The 17956-nt window shown below is 63.2% G+C and carries 15 protein-coding genes; 3 read left to right on the top strand and 12 right to left on the bottom strand.

Annotated elements, in window-relative coordinates:
• Window position 1: 1 nt before the first annotated feature.
• The 10 genes from LDP01_RS22115 to LDP01_RS22160 form a co-directional block, all read right to left on the bottom strand.
• On the bottom strand, window positions 2-901 hold the full coding sequence (locus LDP01_RS22115) for a TolB family protein (protein ID WP_224094238.1): 900 nt from the start codon (window positions 899-901) through the stop codon (window positions 2-4).
• 12 nt (window positions 902-913) lie between these two features.
• Window positions 914-1915 carry a sugar phosphate isomerase/epimerase family protein gene (locus tag LDP01_RS22120; protein ID WP_224094239.1) on the bottom strand — a complete coding sequence of 334 codons (1002 nt, stop codon included), beginning with the start codon at window positions 1913-1915 and terminating at the stop codon, window positions 914-916.
• A gap of 1 nt (window position 1916) precedes the next feature.
• Window positions 1917-3125: a Gfo/Idh/MocA family protein gene (locus tag LDP01_RS22125; RefSeq protein ID WP_224094240.1), complete on the bottom strand. Its 1209-nt coding sequence runs from the start codon at window positions 3123-3125 to the stop codon at window positions 1917-1919.
• A gap of 18 nt (window positions 3126-3143) precedes the next feature.
• Entirely contained in the window at window positions 3144-4283 is a 1140-nt protein-coding gene (locus LDP01_RS22130; protein ID WP_224094242.1) for a Gfo/Idh/MocA family protein, read from the bottom strand.
• Window positions 4280-5056: a sugar phosphate isomerase/epimerase family protein gene (locus tag LDP01_RS22135; RefSeq protein WP_224094244.1), complete on the bottom strand. Its 777-nt coding sequence runs from the start codon at window positions 5054-5056 to the stop codon at window positions 4280-4282. The genes LDP01_RS22130 and LDP01_RS22135 overlap by 4 nt, the downstream gene beginning before the upstream one ends.
• Before the next feature lie 86 nt (window positions 5057-5142).
• Window positions 5143-5982, bottom strand: coding sequence for a carbohydrate ABC transporter permease (locus tag LDP01_RS22140; protein ID WP_224094246.1), 840 nt, complete (start codon window positions 5980-5982; stop codon window positions 5143-5145).
• Complete coding sequence (locus tag LDP01_RS22145; RefSeq protein WP_224094247.1) at window positions 5975-6988, bottom strand: carbohydrate ABC transporter permease; 1014 nt, start codon at window positions 6986-6988, stop codon at window positions 5975-5977. The genes LDP01_RS22140 and LDP01_RS22145 overlap by 8 nt, the downstream gene beginning before the upstream one ends.
• Before the next feature lie 64 nt (window positions 6989-7052).
• Window positions 7053-8378, bottom strand: a complete 1326-nt coding sequence (locus tag LDP01_RS22150) for an ABC transporter substrate-binding protein (protein WP_224094248.1) — start codon at window positions 8376-8378, stop codon at window positions 7053-7055.
• 42 nt (window positions 8379-8420) lie between these two features.
• Window positions 8421-9533, bottom strand: a complete 1113-nt coding sequence (locus tag LDP01_RS22155; RefSeq protein ID WP_527249115.1) for a Gfo/Idh/MocA family protein — start codon at window positions 9531-9533, stop codon at window positions 8421-8423.
• Window positions 9534-9575: 42 nt separating this feature from the next.
• Window positions 9576-10316: a sugar phosphate isomerase/epimerase family protein gene (locus tag LDP01_RS22160; RefSeq protein WP_224094250.1), complete on the bottom strand. Its 741-nt coding sequence runs from the start codon at window positions 10314-10316 to the stop codon at window positions 9576-9578.
• A gap of 182 nt (window positions 10317-10498) precedes the next feature.
• On the opposite strand from LDP01_RS22160, the gene LDP01_RS22165 reads away from it, so the two are divergent.
• Both LDP01_RS22165 and LDP01_RS22170 read left to right on the top strand, forming a co-directional pair.
• Window positions 10499-11719, top strand: coding sequence for an ROK family transcriptional regulator (locus LDP01_RS22165; protein ID WP_224095128.1), 1221 nt, complete (start codon window positions 10499-10501; stop codon window positions 11717-11719).
• Between the two features lie 85 nt (window positions 11720-11804).
• On the top strand, window positions 11805-12998 hold the full coding sequence (locus tag LDP01_RS22170; RefSeq protein ID WP_224094251.1) for an MFS transporter: 1194 nt from the start codon (window positions 11805-11807) through the stop codon (window positions 12996-12998).
• 191 nt (window positions 12999-13189) lie between these two features.
• On the opposite strand, the gene aceB is transcribed toward LDP01_RS22170, so the two are convergent.
• Window positions 13190-14842, bottom strand: a complete 1653-nt coding sequence (aceB, locus tag LDP01_RS22175) for a malate synthase A (RefSeq protein WP_224094252.1) — start codon at window positions 14840-14842, stop codon at window positions 13190-13192.
• A gap of 91 nt (window positions 14843-14933) precedes the next feature.
• The gene (gene aceA, locus LDP01_RS22180) at window positions 14934-16256 is read right to left on the bottom strand and encodes an isocitrate lyase (protein ID WP_224094253.1); all 1323 of its coding nucleotides are present in this window, start codon (window positions 16254-16256) and stop codon (window positions 14934-14936) included.
• 182 nt (window positions 16257-16438) lie between these two features.
• Here aceA and LDP01_RS22185 point away from each other — a divergent pair, with 182 nt between their 5' ends.
• Window positions 16439-17926, top strand: a complete 1488-nt coding sequence (locus LDP01_RS22185) for an XRE family transcriptional regulator (RefSeq protein WP_224094254.1) — start codon at window positions 16439-16441, stop codon at window positions 17924-17926.
• Window positions 17927-17956 lie beyond the last annotated feature (30 nt).

Consider the following 17956-nt stretch of genomic DNA (forward strand, 5'->3'; position numbering starts at 1 on the left):
CTTAGTCCTTCGTCGAGTCAGAAAGCGGGTAGGCCACATACGCAAAACGCCGGGAGTCCGGCGACCAGCTGTTGACGTTGAGGGTACCTTGGCCGCCGAAAAGTGGCCATGAATGGAGGGCAGTGGTCCAGTCCTCGGTCGAAACAAGCACGACGGCGACCCTCAGGTCCGCGGGGTGTCCTACGGTTCCGCCGGGGAACCGGATGTAACTGGCGTACCGGCCATCGGGGGAGAGATGGGGAAACCAGTCCACTGATTCGGATTCGAGGAGCCGCTCGAAGCCAGTGCCGTCCACGCGAATCCGGGCGAGCTGCGCGTGGCCCTGCGTGGACGTAAAGGATTCTGTGTTCAGGTAAAGCCATTTCCCGTCGGGCGAATATTCCGGGCCGTCGCAGTGGGCTGAGCCGACATCAAAGCGGTCGACATCAACGCCGGCGGGAGCACCGCCGTCGGACGCTATTGTCATCAGCCTGCCGGGCTGTGTGAAGTCTCCCGCTTCGATGCCCACGTACGCCAACTGCGCACCGTCGGGGCTGACGCCATGGAGGAAATGGAAGAAGCCGTCGTCCTCGGTGATGCGCGTCGCCGGTCCGCCGGCCAGTAAAGCACGGTAGATGTGGCCGTCGTTCGCGGAGACAAAGATGCCCTGGCCGTCAGGTGCCAGGACGTGATCGTTGTTCAGGTGCGGGACGCCGGTGAGGTAGATAGGCTCCAAGGAGCCCGCGTCCAGATCGAGACGCCACAGCTTCCCATCCCCGTTGAGGATGAGTGAGCCTCCGTCCAGGGTCCAGTTGGGTGCTTCAAACAACACGTCGTCCGAGCTGTAGAGCAGCTCAGCCTGGCCGTTGACCGACGCGATCCACACCTCGCAGCGCTGGCCGGATTGAAGGGTGCGGATCACGTCGGTCCTTTCTTAATCCTTGCTGCTGAAGGCGGCGTCGAAGCTGGTTTGGGAGGCGGGGAAGTCGAATTTCTTCAGGGCGGCGAGGGCTTCGGGGGCGCCGTGCAGGCGGTCCATTCCGGCGTCTTCCCATTCGACGGAGATGGGGCCGTCGTAGCCGATCGCGGCGAGGGCCCGGAAGGAGGATTCCCAGGGCACGTCCCCGCGTCCGGCGGAGACGAAGTCCCAGCCCCGGCGGGGGTCGCCCCAGGGCAAATGTGAGCCCAAGACGGTGTTCCGGCCAGTGGGCCGGAGCTTGGTGTCCTTGCAGTCCACATGGTAGATCCGGTCCTTGAAGTCCCAGATAAAGGAGACAGGGTCAATGCCTTGCCACATGAAGTGCGAGGGATCCCAGTTCAGGCCGAACGCGGGTCGGTGGCCGATGGCTTCGAGGGTGCGGACGGTGGTCCAGTAGTCGTAGGCGATCTCGGAGGGGTGGACTTCGTGGGCGAAGCGGACACCGCATTCATCGAAGACGTCCAGGATGGGGTTCCAGCGGTCGGCGAAGTCCTGGTAGCCGGCGTCGATGACCTTTTCGGGGACGGGCGGGAACATGGCGACGTACTGCCAGATGGAGGAACCGGTGAAGCCGACGACGGTGTCCACTCCCAGCGCGCGAGCCAGCCGGGCGGTGTGTTTCATTTCTTCGGCGGCGCGTTGGCGGACGCCTTCGGGTTCGCCGTCACCCCACACGCGCGAGCCGACGATTGCTTCGTGGCGGAAGTCGATGGGGTCATCGCAGACGGCCTGGCCTTTGAGGTGGTTGGAGATGGCCCACACTTTGAGGTTGTATTTTTCTAGGATGGCGAGTTTGGATTCGGCATAGCCGGGTTCGTCCCAGCGCCAGGCGTCCAGGTGGTCTCCGGAGACGGCGATTTCCAGGCCGTCGTAGCCCCAGCCTGAGGCAAGGCGGGCGACTTCCTCGAAGGGGAGGTCGGCCCACTGGCCGGTGAACAGGGTGTACGGGCGGGGCATGTCAGGCTCCTTCAGTAGTGGTGCTGTTTGGCTTCGGGGAAAGTTGGATCAGTGAGCTTTTGGCTGCGGCGGATTCTTCGATCGCCGCGAGGACGTGCTGGACGTTCAGGCCTTCTTCGAACGACGGCGACGGCTGGCTTCCGTCCCGAATGGCCAACAGGAAGTCCCGGATCTGGTGCGTGAAAGTGTGTTCCCAACCGATGATGTGACCCTGCGGCCACCATGCGCCCATGTAGGGGTGTTCGGGTTCGTTGACCAGGATCCGGCGGAAGCCCTGCTCCCGGACAGGGACCGTGGCATCAAGGAAGCCGAGCTCGTTCAGGTTCTCGAGGTCGAACAGGATGGTGCCTTTGTCGCCGTAGATTTCGAGTCTGAGGGAGTTCTTCTGGCCGGTCGCTAGGCGGCTGACTTCCACCGAGGCGATTGCTCCGGAGGCGAGTGTCAGCGTAGCCCAGGCGGCGTCGTCGACCGTGACATCTTCCGGGCCATTTGGCCCGGGGCGGCGGTCCACGAAGGTGTGCAGGCGGCCCGTGACCTCGGTGACGGCGTCACCCAGGAGGAACAGGACTTGGTCGATGGCGTGCGAGGCGATGTCGCCCAGCGCCCCGGAGCCGGCGGTTTCCTTGCGGAGCCGCCAGGTCATGGGGGATTCGGCGTCGGAGAGCCAGTCCTGGAGGTAGGCGGCGCGGACGTGGCGGACCGTGCCGAGCCGGCCTTCGGCGATCAGTTCTTTCGCGAGCGCCAAAGCGGGGACCCGGCGGTAGTTGAAACCGATCATCGACTGCACGCCCTTCTCACGGGCGGCTGCGGCGGCAGTGGTCATGGCTTCTGCCTCGGCGATCGTGTTCGCCAGCGGCTTTTCCACGAGGACGTGCTTGCCGGCTTGGAGGGCAGCGATGGCGATTTCGGCGTGCATCCAGCCCGGGGCGCAGATATCGACGATGTGGATGTCGTCCCGGGCAATGACGGACCGCCAGTCGGTGGCGGACTCGGTCCAGCCGTACTTTGCTGCGGCTTCAGCGACGGCATCGGCGTCCCGGCCGACGAGGACTTTTTGTTCGATGGCCGGGACGTCGAAGAAGCTGGCCACGTTCCGCCACGCGTTCGAGTGGGCCTTTCCCATGAAGGCGTAGCCGATGGCGGCCACCCCCAATGTGCGGGTAGGTTGCGGGTTGCCCTGGCTCTGGTCAGTGTGGGCGGGGGTGCTCATGGTGTGGTTCCTCGTTACTTACGGAGTTGCGGTTGCCTGGAGAGTTGCGGTTTCCGGCGCCCAGTCCTCCGGGACTGGTTCGGAGGCGGGCGCGTTGCTGGTGACGTCCACGAAAGAGCCGGATTCCACGGATTCGGAAATCGAGACCATGGTGTCCAACACGTGGTAGGCCAGTTCGCCGGTGGCGCGGTGCGGGGCGCCTGAGCGGACGGCACGGGCCATGTCCAGCACGCCCAGGCCGCGGCCGTTGGCCGGTCCTGTGGAGGGAATGATCTCGGGCTCTTCTGCGCCGGGGCGCCACAGCTTGAGGTCGCCGTCGAAATAGTTCGGGTCAGGCAGCGAGAGCGTGGCCTCCGAGCCGGTGATTTCCACGAAACCCATCCGCTGGCGCGGGGACTCGAAGGAGAACACGCTGTGCGAGGACGCGCCGCTTTCGAACTGCGCCATCGCGGAGACATGCGTGGGAACCTCGACGGCGAATTCCTCCCCGGCCTTCGGACCCGAACCAATGATCCGGGTCGCTTTGGCGGAGGAGCCGACGGCGGCCACCCTGCGGACCGAGCCGAAGGTCTGGATCAGTGCGGTGAGGTAATAAGGGCCCATGTCGAACAGCGGGCCCGCGCCGTGCTGGAACAAGAACGCCGGGTTCGGGTGCCAGGATTCAGGGCCCGGCGTCTGGAACGTGGTCATGCCCGTTAGCGGTGTGCCGATATCACCGCGCTCGATGATGCGGCGGGCGGTCTGCAGGCCGGCGCCGAGGAACGTGTCCGGGGCCGTGCCTAGGCGCATCCCCGCGGCGTCGGCGGCTTTGAGCAGGCCAAGTCCGGATTCACGGTCCAGCGAGAACGGCTTCTCGGTCCAGACATGCTTGCCGGCAGTGACCGCGGCCGTTGCAACCTCGACGTGCGCTGCCGGGATGGTCAGGTTCACGATGATTTCGACGTCGGGATGGTTCAGTGCCAGCTCCGGCGCGCCGAACTCGGCGATCCCGTATTCCTTGGCCCGTACTTCGGCAGCCTCTTCGAAGAGATCCGCGATCACCAGGACCTTCAAATCCGGGAAGGTGGTGAGGTTGTCAAGGTATTGCTTGCTGATGTTGCCCGCACCGATGACCGCGACACCGACGGGCCCTTTCCGGGTGGAGGGAGAGAAGCTCATGCCCCAGCCTCCTGGGAAATAGTTCCCTCGGCTGCCTGCGCGCTGGCTGCTGCGGTCAGGAATGCCAGGCTCTCGGTGATGCCCTCAAAAATATCGCCGGAGTAGTCATCGAACTCCACCACGCCAACTTCCAGCGATTTGGCTGCGGCGATGACGTCCAGCACCGGGATGGTGCCCTGGCCGGCGGGCTGCTGGGCCTTGGTTTCCGTGGTGGCCGGTCCGTCCTTGATGTGGATGAGTTTCACCCGGTCACCCAGACGAGTTAGGAGTTCAACGGGATCCTGGCCACCCACGGCAACCCAGTAGGTGTCCACTTCAAGGACTACCTCCGGGTCCAGCAGACCCTCGAAGTACTCCAAGGCAGTCTGGCCTTCGATGGTGGACTCCAGCTCCCACGCATGGTTGTGGTAACCCACGCGGATGCCGTATTCAGCGCCCTTCTTCGCAGCTGCGTTGAGTTTCGCCGCCGTGCCCTGGATAGTCCCGGCATCCTGCCAGTGCTCCGCCGGGAGGAAGGGATCAATCACGGTCGTGATGCCCAGTTCCTTGGCGGCGGCGAAGATCTCGTCCTGGTCCTGGCTCAAAAGCGGTGCGTGCCCGGAAGGAGCAGTAAGGCCGTTCTCCTTCAAGGCGGCCCCGAGTTCCTTGGCGGTGGCCACGAAGTTGTACGGTTCAACCTGCCTGAAGCCGATCTCGGCGACTCTCTTGATGGTTCCAGACAGGTCCTCTTGGATGGCGTTGCGAACCGTGTAGAGCTGGAGTGAATACGACATTTGCGTTCCTCTTGATGATCGCCCGGTGTTGCCCTGTGTTGCTCGGTGTTGGTTGTACTGGCCGTTGGCTCTACTTAACAGTGAACCTACTTAACTGCTCCTGACGAGAGCCCTGCCACCAGATGTTTCTGGACCAGGATGAATCCGATCAAGACGGGCAGGCTGACCACAACCGAAGCAGCCATGAGTTGGTTCCAAAACACGTCCGATTCACTGGCGTAGGCCTTGAGCCCCAAGGACAGCGTTTTTGTGGCCTCGTTGGTGAGCACGGATGCGAACAAAACCTCGCCCCAGGCGGAGATGAATGAATACACGGCAACTGCGATGATGCCTGGCTTGGCCACAGGGAGGATCACACGGAACAGTGCTCCCATCCTGCCGGTGCCATCGATCATCGAAGCCTCTTCCAGTTCCTTTGGAATCGAGGCAAAGTAGCCGCTCAGCATCCAGATGGCGAAAGGCAAGGTGAACGTCATGTACGTGATGATCAGCCCGAGGTAGGAGCCCTGCAGCTGCAAGCCGGTCATGTTGCGGATCTGGGTGAAGATCAGGTACAGCGGCAGGAGGAACAGGATGCCGGGGAACATCTGGGTGGAGAGGACAGTCAGGCTGAAAGCGCGCTTCCCCTTGAACTGCAATCGGGCAATGGCGTAGGCGGCAAGGACGGCGACCGTCACTGAGCACGCTGTTGCGCAGACGGTGATGATGAGGCTGTTCTGGAAGTACTTGGCCAGCGGAACCGTGGTCCAGATGTCCAGGTACGGTGAGGCGGTGATTTCCCGGGGAATCCACTGGAAGAGCCCTGAGACATCCTTAAGGGGTTTCAATGAGGTGGAGACCACCACGAAGAGTGGAACCGCCACCCAGAGGGACAGGATGGTCAGGACCACGTTCCTGAGGATCCGGAAGTTGCGTGTCTCAATCATTGTCGGCTCCCTTTGGCAGCACCATGCGGATGTAGAAAGCGGAGGCAATGAACAGAGCGATCAGCAGCAGCACGCTCATTGCGCCGCCGAGGCCGAAGTTCCAACTGCCGAAGGAGTTTTGGTAGATCAGAGGGGAAATAAGGGTGGCTTCCTTGGGAGACGTGGCTCCAAACAGGACGAAGGGGACGTTGAACTGGTTGAAAGTCCATAGCGACATGACCATGAGCAGCACGCCGTTGGCCGGGCGGACCATTGGCAAGGTGATGCGGCGGAACTGCTGCCAGAGCGTAGCGCCGTCAATGGCTGCTGCCTCGTAGACATCCGTCGGGACGTTCTGTAAGGCTGCCATCAGCATGAGGAAGGCGAACGGCCACAACTGCCAGACGTTGACTATCACCATGGCTCCGAAGGAGTTCTCGCCCAGCAGCCAGAAGGGGCGATCGTCGCCGAAGAGGTGAAGCGTGTCCACCAGGATTTGGTTCACGGCACCATCGCGCTGATTGAACATGAAGGCCCAGGCGATGGTTCCTACGTAGGCCGGGAGTGCGTAAGGGACCAGGAAGAACGTGCGAAGAAGGGCACGCCCTCTGAAGTTGGAGGACAGGAAAACCGCGCCTGCCATACCGAGGACCCAGGAGAAGCCGACCACCAGGATGGTGTAGCCCAGCGTGCGGCCAACCGTGCTGAAGAAGGCCTGACCGATGGTGCTGTCCGGGTTTAGCCCGTTGATGAAGTTCTGGAGCCCCACGAACGGCGCGTTGAGCCAGTTGGTGAGGTTGAGCTGCGTCAGGGAGATGAACGCGATCCAGATCCCAAGGAGCATCGGGCCGATGTGGATCAGGAGTTCAAGTATCGCGGCCGGAAGGATCAAGCCGTAAGGGAGGAATGAGCGACGCCTTTTACGTACAGGCGGTGTGCTTGCTGCCCGTGCTTGGCCGGGCTCGGGATCAACGGCAGGGGTGCTGCCTGCAGCGGCCGGGCCGCTGTCCAATGCTGAATGGGACATGGAAACTCCTTTGCCGGAGCGGGGACGCCACTTTTGTGGTGGCGTCCCCACTCACTGGGCCTGGTTACTGGGCCGCGGCCATCTGGTTGTTGGCGTCCTTGAGGGCCGCCCGGATGTCGTCTTCGGAAACAGTTCCCGTTGCCGCTTTGGCAAAGAGGTTCTTGATTGCCGTGCCGGTGAGGGTCTCCATCTGACCTTCTTTGGCGATCAGCGGCATGGGCAGGGAGTGGTTGGCCAGGGCGTCATTCTTGGCCTTGACTTCTTCGGTCTGGAAGGCTGCATCGCTCGACGCTGCGGTGACTACAGGCAGGGAGGAGTAGGCCTTGTTGAGGGCAATCTGCTCTTCGTCACTGGTCAGGAACGCGGCCAGCTTAATGGCATTTGCCTTGTTGTCGCTGTTCTTGAAGACACTGAGGTTGATACCGGCCACGTGGCTCTGGGTGCCACGGTCACCGGTAGCTCCGGCGGTCATCATGGGGATAGGGGCTACACCCCAGTCCTTGAAGTCGCGCGCAGCGAAGTTCTTCAGCGGGCTCTGGTCGAACATCATGGCGGCCTTGCCGTTGATGAGGTTGTCCACCTTCTGGCTGCCCTGGCTCAGTTCAGCGTCCGACGGCGACATCACCTTCTCCGTGGCCATCAGGTCCACGAACTGCTTGACACCCTCTACCTGGGGATCGCTGTCAAAAGTGGGCTTTCCGTCCTTATCGAACAAGGTGCCACCGTTTTGCAGGCCACGAACGAAGGCTTGGTGCGAGTTGGCGGAAACGGATGCTCCGGCGGCGGTGAAGCCCCACTGATCGGGCTTGCCGTCACCGTTGGTGTCCTTGGTGAGCTTCTTGGCATCAGCTACAAACTCGTCCCAGGTTGTGGGGGCCTTCTCGATCCCGGCTTCCTTGAACAGCTTGGTGTTGTAATACATGTTGTAGGCCAAACCGTAGAGCGGCACGGACGTGGGCGTCTTGCCCTCCGCGCCACCGGTGGACCAGCTGGTCTTCAGGAAGCGGTCTTTGCCGCCTACGGCCTCGAGCAGTTCACCTTCCACGGGCTCGAAAGCGCCCGTCTCCTGAAGGGTGACGGCCCACGTGTTGCCGATGTTGAGGACGTCAGGACCGTCGCCACTGGTAACGGCCGTAAGAATGCGGTTGTAGAGGTCGGTCCAGCTGATGACTTCCAGCTGTACCTTTACTCCGGTCTTTTCGGTAAAACGATCCAGCGTCGGCTTCAGCTTGGCTGCGGTGTCGTCCAGGCTGTTGCCCTGGTCCGATGCCCAGTAGGTGATGGTGTCACTGCTTGCTTGTGGACTGCCGCCGCCACCGCAGGCGCTGAGACCCAGTGCCAAGGCTGCCGTCGCGGCAACCGCCGATAGGACTTTCAGGGGATTCTTCATGATGCTCCGGTTTTCTCGTCGTCGAGCTGGTGCTGGCTGAAACTAGGCTGAAAGCGTTGCTGCCGTGGGATCCCAATCCTCGGGCAGCGCAGGGACCTGTGCTGCGGAACTTTCCACATCCACGAAGGCCCGGTTGTCGATTGACTCCGCGATGGAGGCCATCGTGTCCAGGATGTGGAACGCAAGTTCACCCTGGGCGCGGTGTGGCCGGCCCTCACGGATGGCGCGGGCCATTTCCAGGACGCCCGCTCCACGGCTGGCAGTTGAGCCGACCGAAGGGACGGTTGTCCAATCGTCGGAGCCGAGGGCGCAAATCCTGATGTCGCCGTCGAAGTTGTTCGGGTCCGGCAACGCGATGGTGGCGTCGGAACCGGTGATTTCCACGAACCCTGCGCGTTTGAGCGGGGAATCGAAGCTGAAGATGCTCTGGGCAGATTCGCCATTCTCGAACTCCAGGATGGAGCTGACGTGGGTGGGGACCGTGACGTCGAACGTCTCGCCTGCCTTGGGGCCCGAGCCGATCACCCGTGTTTCGCGGGACTTGGAGCCGAAAGCACCCACCTTGCGGATGCTACCGAAGGTCTGCACAAGCGTGGTCAGGTAGTAAGGGCCGATGTCGAACAGAGGGCCCGCACCGTCCTGAAAGAGGAAGGCGGGATTCGGGTGCCAGGATTCCGGACCCGGCGACTGCATCAAGGTCAGTGCTGTCAGTGGAGTGCCGATGTCGCCGCGTTCGATCATCCGGCGGGCAGTTTGGAGGCCGGCCCCGAGGAACGTGTCCGGGGCGCAACCCAGCCTGACGCCGGCTGCGTCGGCTGCCTTGAGCAGGCCCAAGCCACTTTCCCGATCCAGGGAGAACGGCTTTTCGCTCCAGACGTGCTTGCCTGCGTTCACAGCCTGCGTGGCAACTTCCACGTGGGCAGCGGGGATGGTCAGGTTAATGACAATCTCCACCTCCGGGTGGCCGAGGACAGCATCAATGCCGCCGTGCACGGGAATGCCGTACTCGTTGGCCCGGGTGGCTGCGGCCTCCTCGAACAAGTCGCCGATCGCCACAACGCGGACATCAGGGAAGCTTGTGAGGTTGTCGAGGTACTGCTTGCTGATGACACCTGCGCCGATGATGCCGACGCCCACCGGGGCCTGAACCGACAGGGCTTGATGTCAGAGAACCGAAGGCGGCTCCTGCTGCGTGGCTCATGCGGACACCTTCCCGGCGTTGAGGTAGTTGTAGCTGTCTTCCACGGCATCGAACATGTCGCCCTGGAAGTCGTCCAGTTCCACGACCGCTGCTTCAAGTGAGCCGGCGGCGTTCAAGACGTCCCAGATAGGCATCTGGCCGGCACCAACGGCGAGCTGGCTCGAGGGGTCCGAGGTCACGGGACCATCCTTGACGTGAATGAACTTCACGCGGTCACCAAGCCGGGCCAGGAGTTCAGCGGGGTTCTGCCCACCTACTGCCGCCCAATACGTGTCGAGCTCCAGGACGACCTCAGGATCGAGGTGGTCGGCCAGGTGTTCGATCGCAGTTTTGCCATCGATGACGGATTCAACTTCCCACCAGTGGTTGTGATAACCGACGCGCACGCCGTACTCGGATCCCTTGGCAGCGGCCGCGTTGAGCTGTTCGGCGGTGGCCTTGATGTCCTCGATGGTGTTCCAGCGCTCGATCGGAACATGCGGGTCAATGACAGTTCCGATACCCAGCTGCTGCGCAGCGGCAAAGATTGCGTCCTGGTCATCGCTAAGCAAGGGAGCGTGGCCGGACGGGGCGGTGAGGTTGTTCTCCGTCAATACCCGCTTAAGTTCTTCGGCCTTGGCAACAAAACGGTAGGGCTCAACCATCGTGAAGCCGATGTCGGCCAGGCGCCGGATGGTTCCCGCCAGATCCTCTTCAAGGGCCTTTCGGACCGTGTAGAGCTGGATCGAATATGACACTGTCTCTCCTCGTCGTTGTGGGTGGAGGCAAATCGATGCCGCTGATTTCCGGCATCCAAGGGGGTGATGTGCTGCTCCTCACAACCTAGGGGGACTTTTGCCGAGCGTCAAGCAAAAGTTGAAATATGGCCGACAAACTTCTGCTGCATGACACGCATAAGCAATCGTGCTTCACTAATGGCATGACCTCAGGACCCGGACACCAAGGCGGAAAAGACGCCCCCGCGCAGGACGCAGGTAACCTTTCACGTGCCGGGGACCTCTTCCAGCTCCTGCGGGACGGCCAGGCCCGGACCCGTGCTGAACTGGCACTCACCACAGGACTCGCCCGCTCCACCGTCGCTTCCCGCATCGACGCCCTGATCGGATCCGGCCTCGTGGGCCCTGCCGGTGAGGCCACGTCCAGCGGCGGCAGGCCGCCGTCGCGCTTTGCCTTCAACCCCGCCGCGCGCGTAGTCCTGGCCGTCGACGTCGGAGCGACCCACGTGATTGTCGCCGTCACAGACCTCAGCGGAAGTGTCCTCGCCGAACGGCGCCTCTCGCAGGAAGTCGCGGACGGCCCGGAGGTCGTGCTGGGCAAGGTCATCAGCGCGGGCCGCGAATTGCTCGCCGAAGCGGGACGGGAACCGGGCGACCTCGCAGGAATGGGTATCGGCCTTCCGGGCCCCGTGGAACACGCCACCGGACGGCCGGTCAAGCCGCCCATCATGCCCGGTTGGGACGGGTTCGACGTCGTCCCTTACGTCCAGCGCTCACTGCCCGTACCCGTGCTGGTGGACAACGACGTCAACATCATGGCGCTCGGCGAACGGACCGCCTACTGGCCTGATCACGAGAATTTCCTGTTCATCAAAGTCGCCACCGGCATCGGCGCAGGGATCATCAGCAGCGGCCAGCTGCAACGCGGCGCCAACGGCACTGCAGGGGACCTCGGCCACGTGAGGGTGCCCCGCGGCGACGACGTCCTCTGCCGTTGTGGCAACTATGGATGCCTCGAAGCGCTCGCCTCAGGTCCCGCCGTCGCGCAACAACTCAAGGCGCAAGGCCTCGAAGCCGCCACGGGAGCGGATGTTCTCCGGCTGGTAGCCGAAGGAAATTTGCAGGCCATCCAGGCGCTGCGGCAGGCGGGACGGGACGTCGGCGATGTGCTGGCCACAGTGGTCAACCTGCTCAATCCGTCCATGATCATCATCGGCGGCAGCGTGGGGGAGGCTGGCGAACACCTGGTTGCCGGCATTCGCGAGGTTGTGTACCGGCGCTCGCTGCCGTTGGCCACCACGCACCTGCGGATCGGCATTTCCATGGCCGGTGACCGCGCCGCAATTCTGGGCGCCAGCCAGATGGTGACGCAGTACGTGCTCTCACCGGCAGTGATTGAAGCCACGCTCCAAGCAGCTGGATAGACGCCGATTGTGACCGGATGGCCGGTGGCGGCGTGATAGCAATGAAGGTGATGAAAACGTTTCCCGCCACCTTCCAGCGCACGCCATGAGCCAGTTCCTCGCCAAAGTTCCCCGGGGATGGTTGATCCTTGCCTGCATCGGGCTGATCGCGCTCAACATGCGTGGGCCGTTCGTAGCAGTGGCCCCCGTGGTGGATTCGCTGCAGGCCGACCTCGGATTCTCGCCTGTTGAACTGGGTCTGTTGACTGGTATCCCGGTGCTCTGCTTCTCGCTTGCCTCGCCGCTGGCATCGATGGCCGGCCGCAGGCTGGGTGCCGAATTCGCGGTGATGCTCACGCTGCTCGGCGTGCTGGCCGGCGTCGTGATCCGCTCCAGCGGCGGTGGTATTCCGGTGATGGTGGGAACGGTGATCATCGGTGTGGCTATTACGATCGGCAATATCGCCGTGCCGCTCATCATCCGGCGCGACTTTGCGCCGCGGCGGCAGGCAACCGCAATGGGTGTCTACACGGCGGCGCTGAACATCGGGTCCTTCCTTACCTCGGTGGCCACTGCGCCGCTTGCTGAATTGGTGGGCTGGCGGCTTTCCCTCGCGGCGAGTGCACTTCTGGCCTTGGCCGCAATCCTGTTCTGGGTGCCAACTGTTGGTGCGCGCCGGGCGTTTGTGCCAGCCGCGGTTCCGGCTGCTTCTCCCTCCGGGCCGGGGAAGGTTGCCGGCGTGGGCTGGCTAACCGCTGGCCTGACGCTTGGCTTCGCAGGCCAAGCGTTCTCCTACTACGGCGTCACCGCTTGGCTGCCAAGCTTCCTGTCCGACGAACTCGCCATGGGCGCCGCCGAGGCCGGCGCAGGCTCATCGCTGTTCCAGATCTTCGCGATTGTGGGCGGGCTGGGTGTACCGCTCCTTGCCCGCTTTGCCAGTACGACGACGGTGGCCGTCACCTTGAGTGCGTTGTGGCTGACCGTTCCCGTGGGCTTGCTCCTGGCGCCTGGTTTGTGGTGGATGTGGTCTTCCATGGGCGGCATTGCGCAGGGTGGCGGCATCACGGTTGTGTTCATCGCCATCATCAAGTTCGCCAAGGACCAGGCCTCGGCAGGGAAGATGTCCGCCGTCGTCCAAGGTGTGGGCTACCTGGTCGCAGCCCTGGCGCCAACCGTCATCGGGTACGTCCATGGAGTGTCCGAGGGCTGGACCGTGCCGCTGCTTGTGATCCTTGGTTCGGTGCTCGCGTTCTGTGTGTGCGTTACGTTGTCCGTGCGCTGGGTGGCCCGGCAGCGGTAGGTGAGTGCCGCCGCCGGGTTTACCCAACTGAGTCGCGGTTAAGCGCGTTTTGAGCCGTCAAAACGCGCTTAACTGCGACCTAGTTGGGTGGATACCCCGCTGCTGGGCTGCCTCCCCGACCATCGGGGTCACTTGTTGCGAAGAGTGCAGGCAGCCCAGCGTCGGGGCTCGGTGTGTCGCTCGACCCAGGGCTAGGCGGCGACGAGTTCCTCTTCCGTGGCCTCTTCACGGGCTTCGGTGAGGAAACGGGCGTAGGCCGGGATTGTCAGGAAGGTGGGGAATTCCTCGGCAAGGGTGACTTCTTCGAAGATGGCGCGGGCGTCAGCGAAGCGGTCTCCGTCGAAGCGTTCCAGTCGGGCGTATTCCTCGTCCAGCATGTCCTGGACCCATTCACGGGTGATGATGTCGCCGTGATCGGTGATGGCGTGGGAGTGGATCCATTGCCAGAGCTGGGAGCGGGAGATCTCGGCGGTGGCGGCGTCTTCCATGAGGTTGTGGATGGCCACGGCTCCGTTGCCACGGAGCCAGGACTCGATGTAGCGGATGCCTACCTCGATGTTCAGGCGAACCCCGGCCTCGGTGATGGTGCCTTCGGTGCTGGCGATGTCGATCAGCGCGCGGTCATCCGGGGTGACGTCCTCGCGGCTGCGGTCCAGCTGGTTCGGCTTGTCACCGAGCACGGAGTCGAACACTTCGCGGGCCACGGGCACGAGGTCCGGGTGGGCAACCCAGGAGCCGTCGAAGCCGTCGTTGGCTTCACGGGTTTTGTCTGCACGGACCTTCTCGAACGAGGCCTGGTTGGCTGCTTCGTCCTTGCGGTTTGGGACAGCGGCAGCCATGCCACCGATGGCCATGGCACCGCGGCGGTGGCAGGCCCGGACGAGTTGTTCGGTGTAGGCGCGCATGAACGGCTGCGTCATGGTTACCTGGCCGCGGTCCGGGAGCACGAAGCGCGGGCCGCGGGTGCGGAAGTTCTTGATCAGGGAGAAGATGTAGTCCCAGCGTCCGGCGTTCAAACCGCTCGCGTGGTCACGGAGTTCGTAGAGGATCTCTTCCATCTCGAACGCGGCGGTGATGGTTTCGATCAGCACGGTGGCGCGGATGGTGCCCTGAGGGATGCCGAGCAGGTCCTGGGCCAGGACGAAGATGTCGTTCCACAGGCGGGCTTCGAGGTGGTTCTCGATCTTGGGCAGGTAGAAGTACGGGCCCTTGCCCTGGGCGAGAAGGCGGCGGGCGTTGTGGAAGAAGAAGAGCCCGAAGTCCACTACGCCACCGGCGATCGGCTTGCTGTCGATGAGCATGTGCTTCTCGGGCAGGTGCCAGCCGCGGGGACGGACCACGATGGTGGGCAGGTCCCCTGCAGGCTTGAGCTTGTATTCCTTGCCCTCAGGGGACGTGAAGTCGATGCGCCGTTCCAGCGCGTCAGTCAGGTTCAGCTGGCCCTGGATGACGTTGCGCCACGTCGGTGTGGAGGAATCTTCCATGTCGGCCAGCCATACCTTCGCACCCGAGTTCAGGGCGTTGATGGTCATCTTCTTATCCACCGGGCCCGTGATCTCCACGCGGCGGTCCTCCAGGCCCGGTGCCGGGGGAGCGACGCGCCACGACGGGTCATTCCGGATGGCCTCGGTCTGCGGCAGGAAACGGGGATCCTGGCCACTGGAAATCTGGTTGCGGCGGGCATGCCGTGCCTGCATCAGCTCCTGACGACGATCAGCCGTAGCCCGGTGCAACTTGCCGATGAACTCAAGGGCGTCCGGCGTGAGGACCTCGTTCTGCCGGCAAATGGGCTGCGCGGTGATGGTGATGCCGTTGATAGTGAAGTTGTCGGTGAAGCTGTTCATGGGAGTGTCCTTTCAGGGACCCAACTGAGTCGCAGTCGATGCCGTTTTGGACGTTCATAACGGCATCTACTGCTACTTACTTGGGCAAGTTTTAGTGGAATTGGCCCTCTTCGGTCGATCCGACCAGTGCGAGGGTGGATGCGTTCGGGTTGAGCGCGGTGGCGATGTCGTCGAAGTAGCCGGTGCCGACTTCGCGCTGGTGCTTGGTGGCGGTGTAGCCGCGGGACTCGGAGGCGAATTCCTTCTCCTGGAGTTCGACGTATGCGCTCATGCCTTCACGGGCGTAGCCGTGGGCGAGGTCGAACATCGAGTAGTTCAGGGCGTGGAAGCCAGCCAGGGTGATGAACTGGAACGTGAAGCCCATGGCGCCGAGTTCGCGCTGGAACTTGGCAATGGTGGTGTCGTCCAGGTGCTTGCGCCAGTTGAACGACGGGGAGCAGTTGTAGGAAAGCATCTGGTCGGGGAACTCTGCCTTGACCGATTCGGCAAACTTGCGGGCCAACTCCAGGTCCGGTGTGCCGGTCTCCATCCAGATGAGGTCGGAGTAGGGCGCGTAGGCCTTGGCGCGGGCGATGCACGGTTCGATGCCGTTGCGGACCTTGTAGAAGCCCTCGGCGGTACGTTCGCCGGTGATGAATTCCTGGTCTCGCTCGTCGACGTCGGAGGTGATCAACGTTGCGGCTTCGGCGTCGGTGCGGGCGATGACGACGGTCGGGGTACCGGCGACGTCGGCTGCCAGGCGTGCTGCGTTGAGGGTCCGGATGTGCTGCTGGGTGGGGATCAGGACCTTGCCGCCGAGGTGGCCGCACTTCTTTTCGGAGGCCAGCTGATCTTCCCAGTGAACGCCCGAGGCGCCGGCGGTGATCATGGACTTCATGAGTTCGTAGGCGTTCAGCGGGCCACCGAAGCCGGCTTCGGCGTCGGCGACGATCGGAACCAACCAGTCCTCAACAGTCTTGACGCCCTCGGCATATTCGATCTGGTCTGCGCGGAGCAGGGCGTTGTTGATGCGGCGGACAACCTGGGGGACCGAATTGGCCGGGTAGAGAGACTGGTCAGGGTACGTCTGGCCCGAGAGGTTGGCGTCCGCGGCAACCTGCCAGCCGGAAAGATAGATGGCACGGAGGCCGGCCTTGACCTGCTGCACAGCCTGGTTGCCGGTCAGGGCACCCAGGGCGTTGGTGTAGCCGCCGGTGGGAGCTTCCTCGGTGAGCTGCTTCCACAGCTTCTCGGATCCGCGGCGTGCCAGGGTGTGCTCTTCAGAAACGCGACCGCGGAGGCGGACGACGTCGGTGGCCGAGTAATCACGGGTGACGCCTTCCCAACGCGGGTTGGCGGACCACTCAAGTTCCAGCGCTGCTGCCTGCTGCTCTGCAGTCTGTGCGGACTCTGCTGGTTCAAATGATGCGGTCATTGCATATCTCCTAATTTCCAAGCGGGGCTCCCCGGGCCGGCCTCCGCTGCGTCTTTGCTGCGTCGGCCCGGCTTACCGGGGGTCTGTGTTTCTTTTCGTGAGACCTACTTTTCTGCACTTTCAATAGCCTTTCTAGGGGAAAACTATGGAAAGAAACGCAGTTCTTCGCGTATTCTCAAGAAATGTCGCCTGTGAGCTGGAACCGCGAAGTCGCGTCGCCGTCGTCGTCCCCTACGTCCCCCGAACTGGACGTCATCAGCCTTGGCCGCCGCGTGCGCCACTTGCGCAAGCAGGCCGGCCTGACGCTGGACGACTTGAGTGCCGCCGTCGGGACCGCGCCCAGCCAGTTGAGCCTGATCGAAAACGGCAAGCGCGAGCCCAAACTCGGGCTGCTGCAGTCGCTGGCAAGCTCGCTTAATGTGAGCATCGACCAGCTGCTCGGTGCCGAGCCGCCGAGCCGTCGAGCGGCCTTGGAGATCGAGCTGGAACGGTACCAGCGCGGACCCCTTTATGAGTCGCTGAACCTGCCCAAAATCCGCATCAGCTCGCGGCTTCCGCTGGATGTGCTGGAGTCGCAGGTTGGGCTGCTTCAGGAGCTCGAACGCAAACTTAACGAGCAGGTTGCGACGCCGGAAGAAGCCCGCCGCGCGAACGGCGAGTTGCGTGCCATGATGCGTGAGCGCGGCAACTATTTCCCCGAGTATGAGGCCGAGGCGCAGAAGGTCCTCAAAGGGGTCGGCTACACCACCGGGCCGCTGAGCCAGCACGTCATTGCGGACATCGCCGAGAACCTCGGATTCACCCTCCACCACGTAGGTGATTTGCCCCATTCCACGCGCTCCGTGACGGATTTGAAGAACCGCAGAATTTATCTAACGCAGAACCAGCGGCAGGATCACGACCCGCGTTCAGTGCTCCTGCAGGCGCTTGGCCACTACGTCCTGGGGCACGAGACTCCACGCAACTACGGCGATTTCCTGGCCCAGCGCGTGGCCACCAACTATTTCGCTGCTGCGCTGCTCCTGCCGGAGCATGCCACCGTTGAGTTCCTCCAAAAGGCCAAGGCCGCCAAGGAAATCGCCGTGGAAGACATCCGCGACGCCTTCGCTGTGTCCTATGAGACCGCTGCGCACCGCTTCACCAACCTGGCCACCAAGCACCTCGGCATCACCACACACTTCCAGAAGACCCACCAGAGCGGCATCATCTACAAGGCCTACGAGAACGACGGCGTGACCTTTCCACAGGACCACACGGGCGCCATCGAAGGTCAGCCGTCGTGCAAGGCCTGGACGTCGCGGGCAGTGTTCGACGTGCCGGACAAGTTCAGCGCATACAGCCAATACACGGACACGCCTTCGGGTACCTACTGGTGCACGGCCCGCACAGAGCGTTCGGCCAGTGGCGAATTCTCGCTGAGCATCGGCGTGCCGTACCAGCATGTGAAGTGGTTCCGTGGGCGCGAGACGACTGCCCGGGCAACCTCGACCTGCCCGGATCCGAACTGCTGCAAGCGGCCCCCGGCGTCCCTGGCCAACGAGTGGGCCGGCAATGCGTGGCCCTCCGCCCGCGCCCACTCACACTTGCTCGCCGCCATGCCGCCCGGCGCGTTCCCTGGCGTGGACGAGACCGAGGTGTACAGCTTCCTGGCGGCGCACTCGGCGCGCTAACCCGATGCTCGCTCACTTCCTGACTGCTTT

The sequence above is a fragment of the Arthrobacter sp. StoSoilB13 genome (genome assembly GCF_019977255.1).
GTDB lineage: Bacteria > Actinomycetota > Actinomycetes > Actinomycetales > Micrococcaceae > Arthrobacter.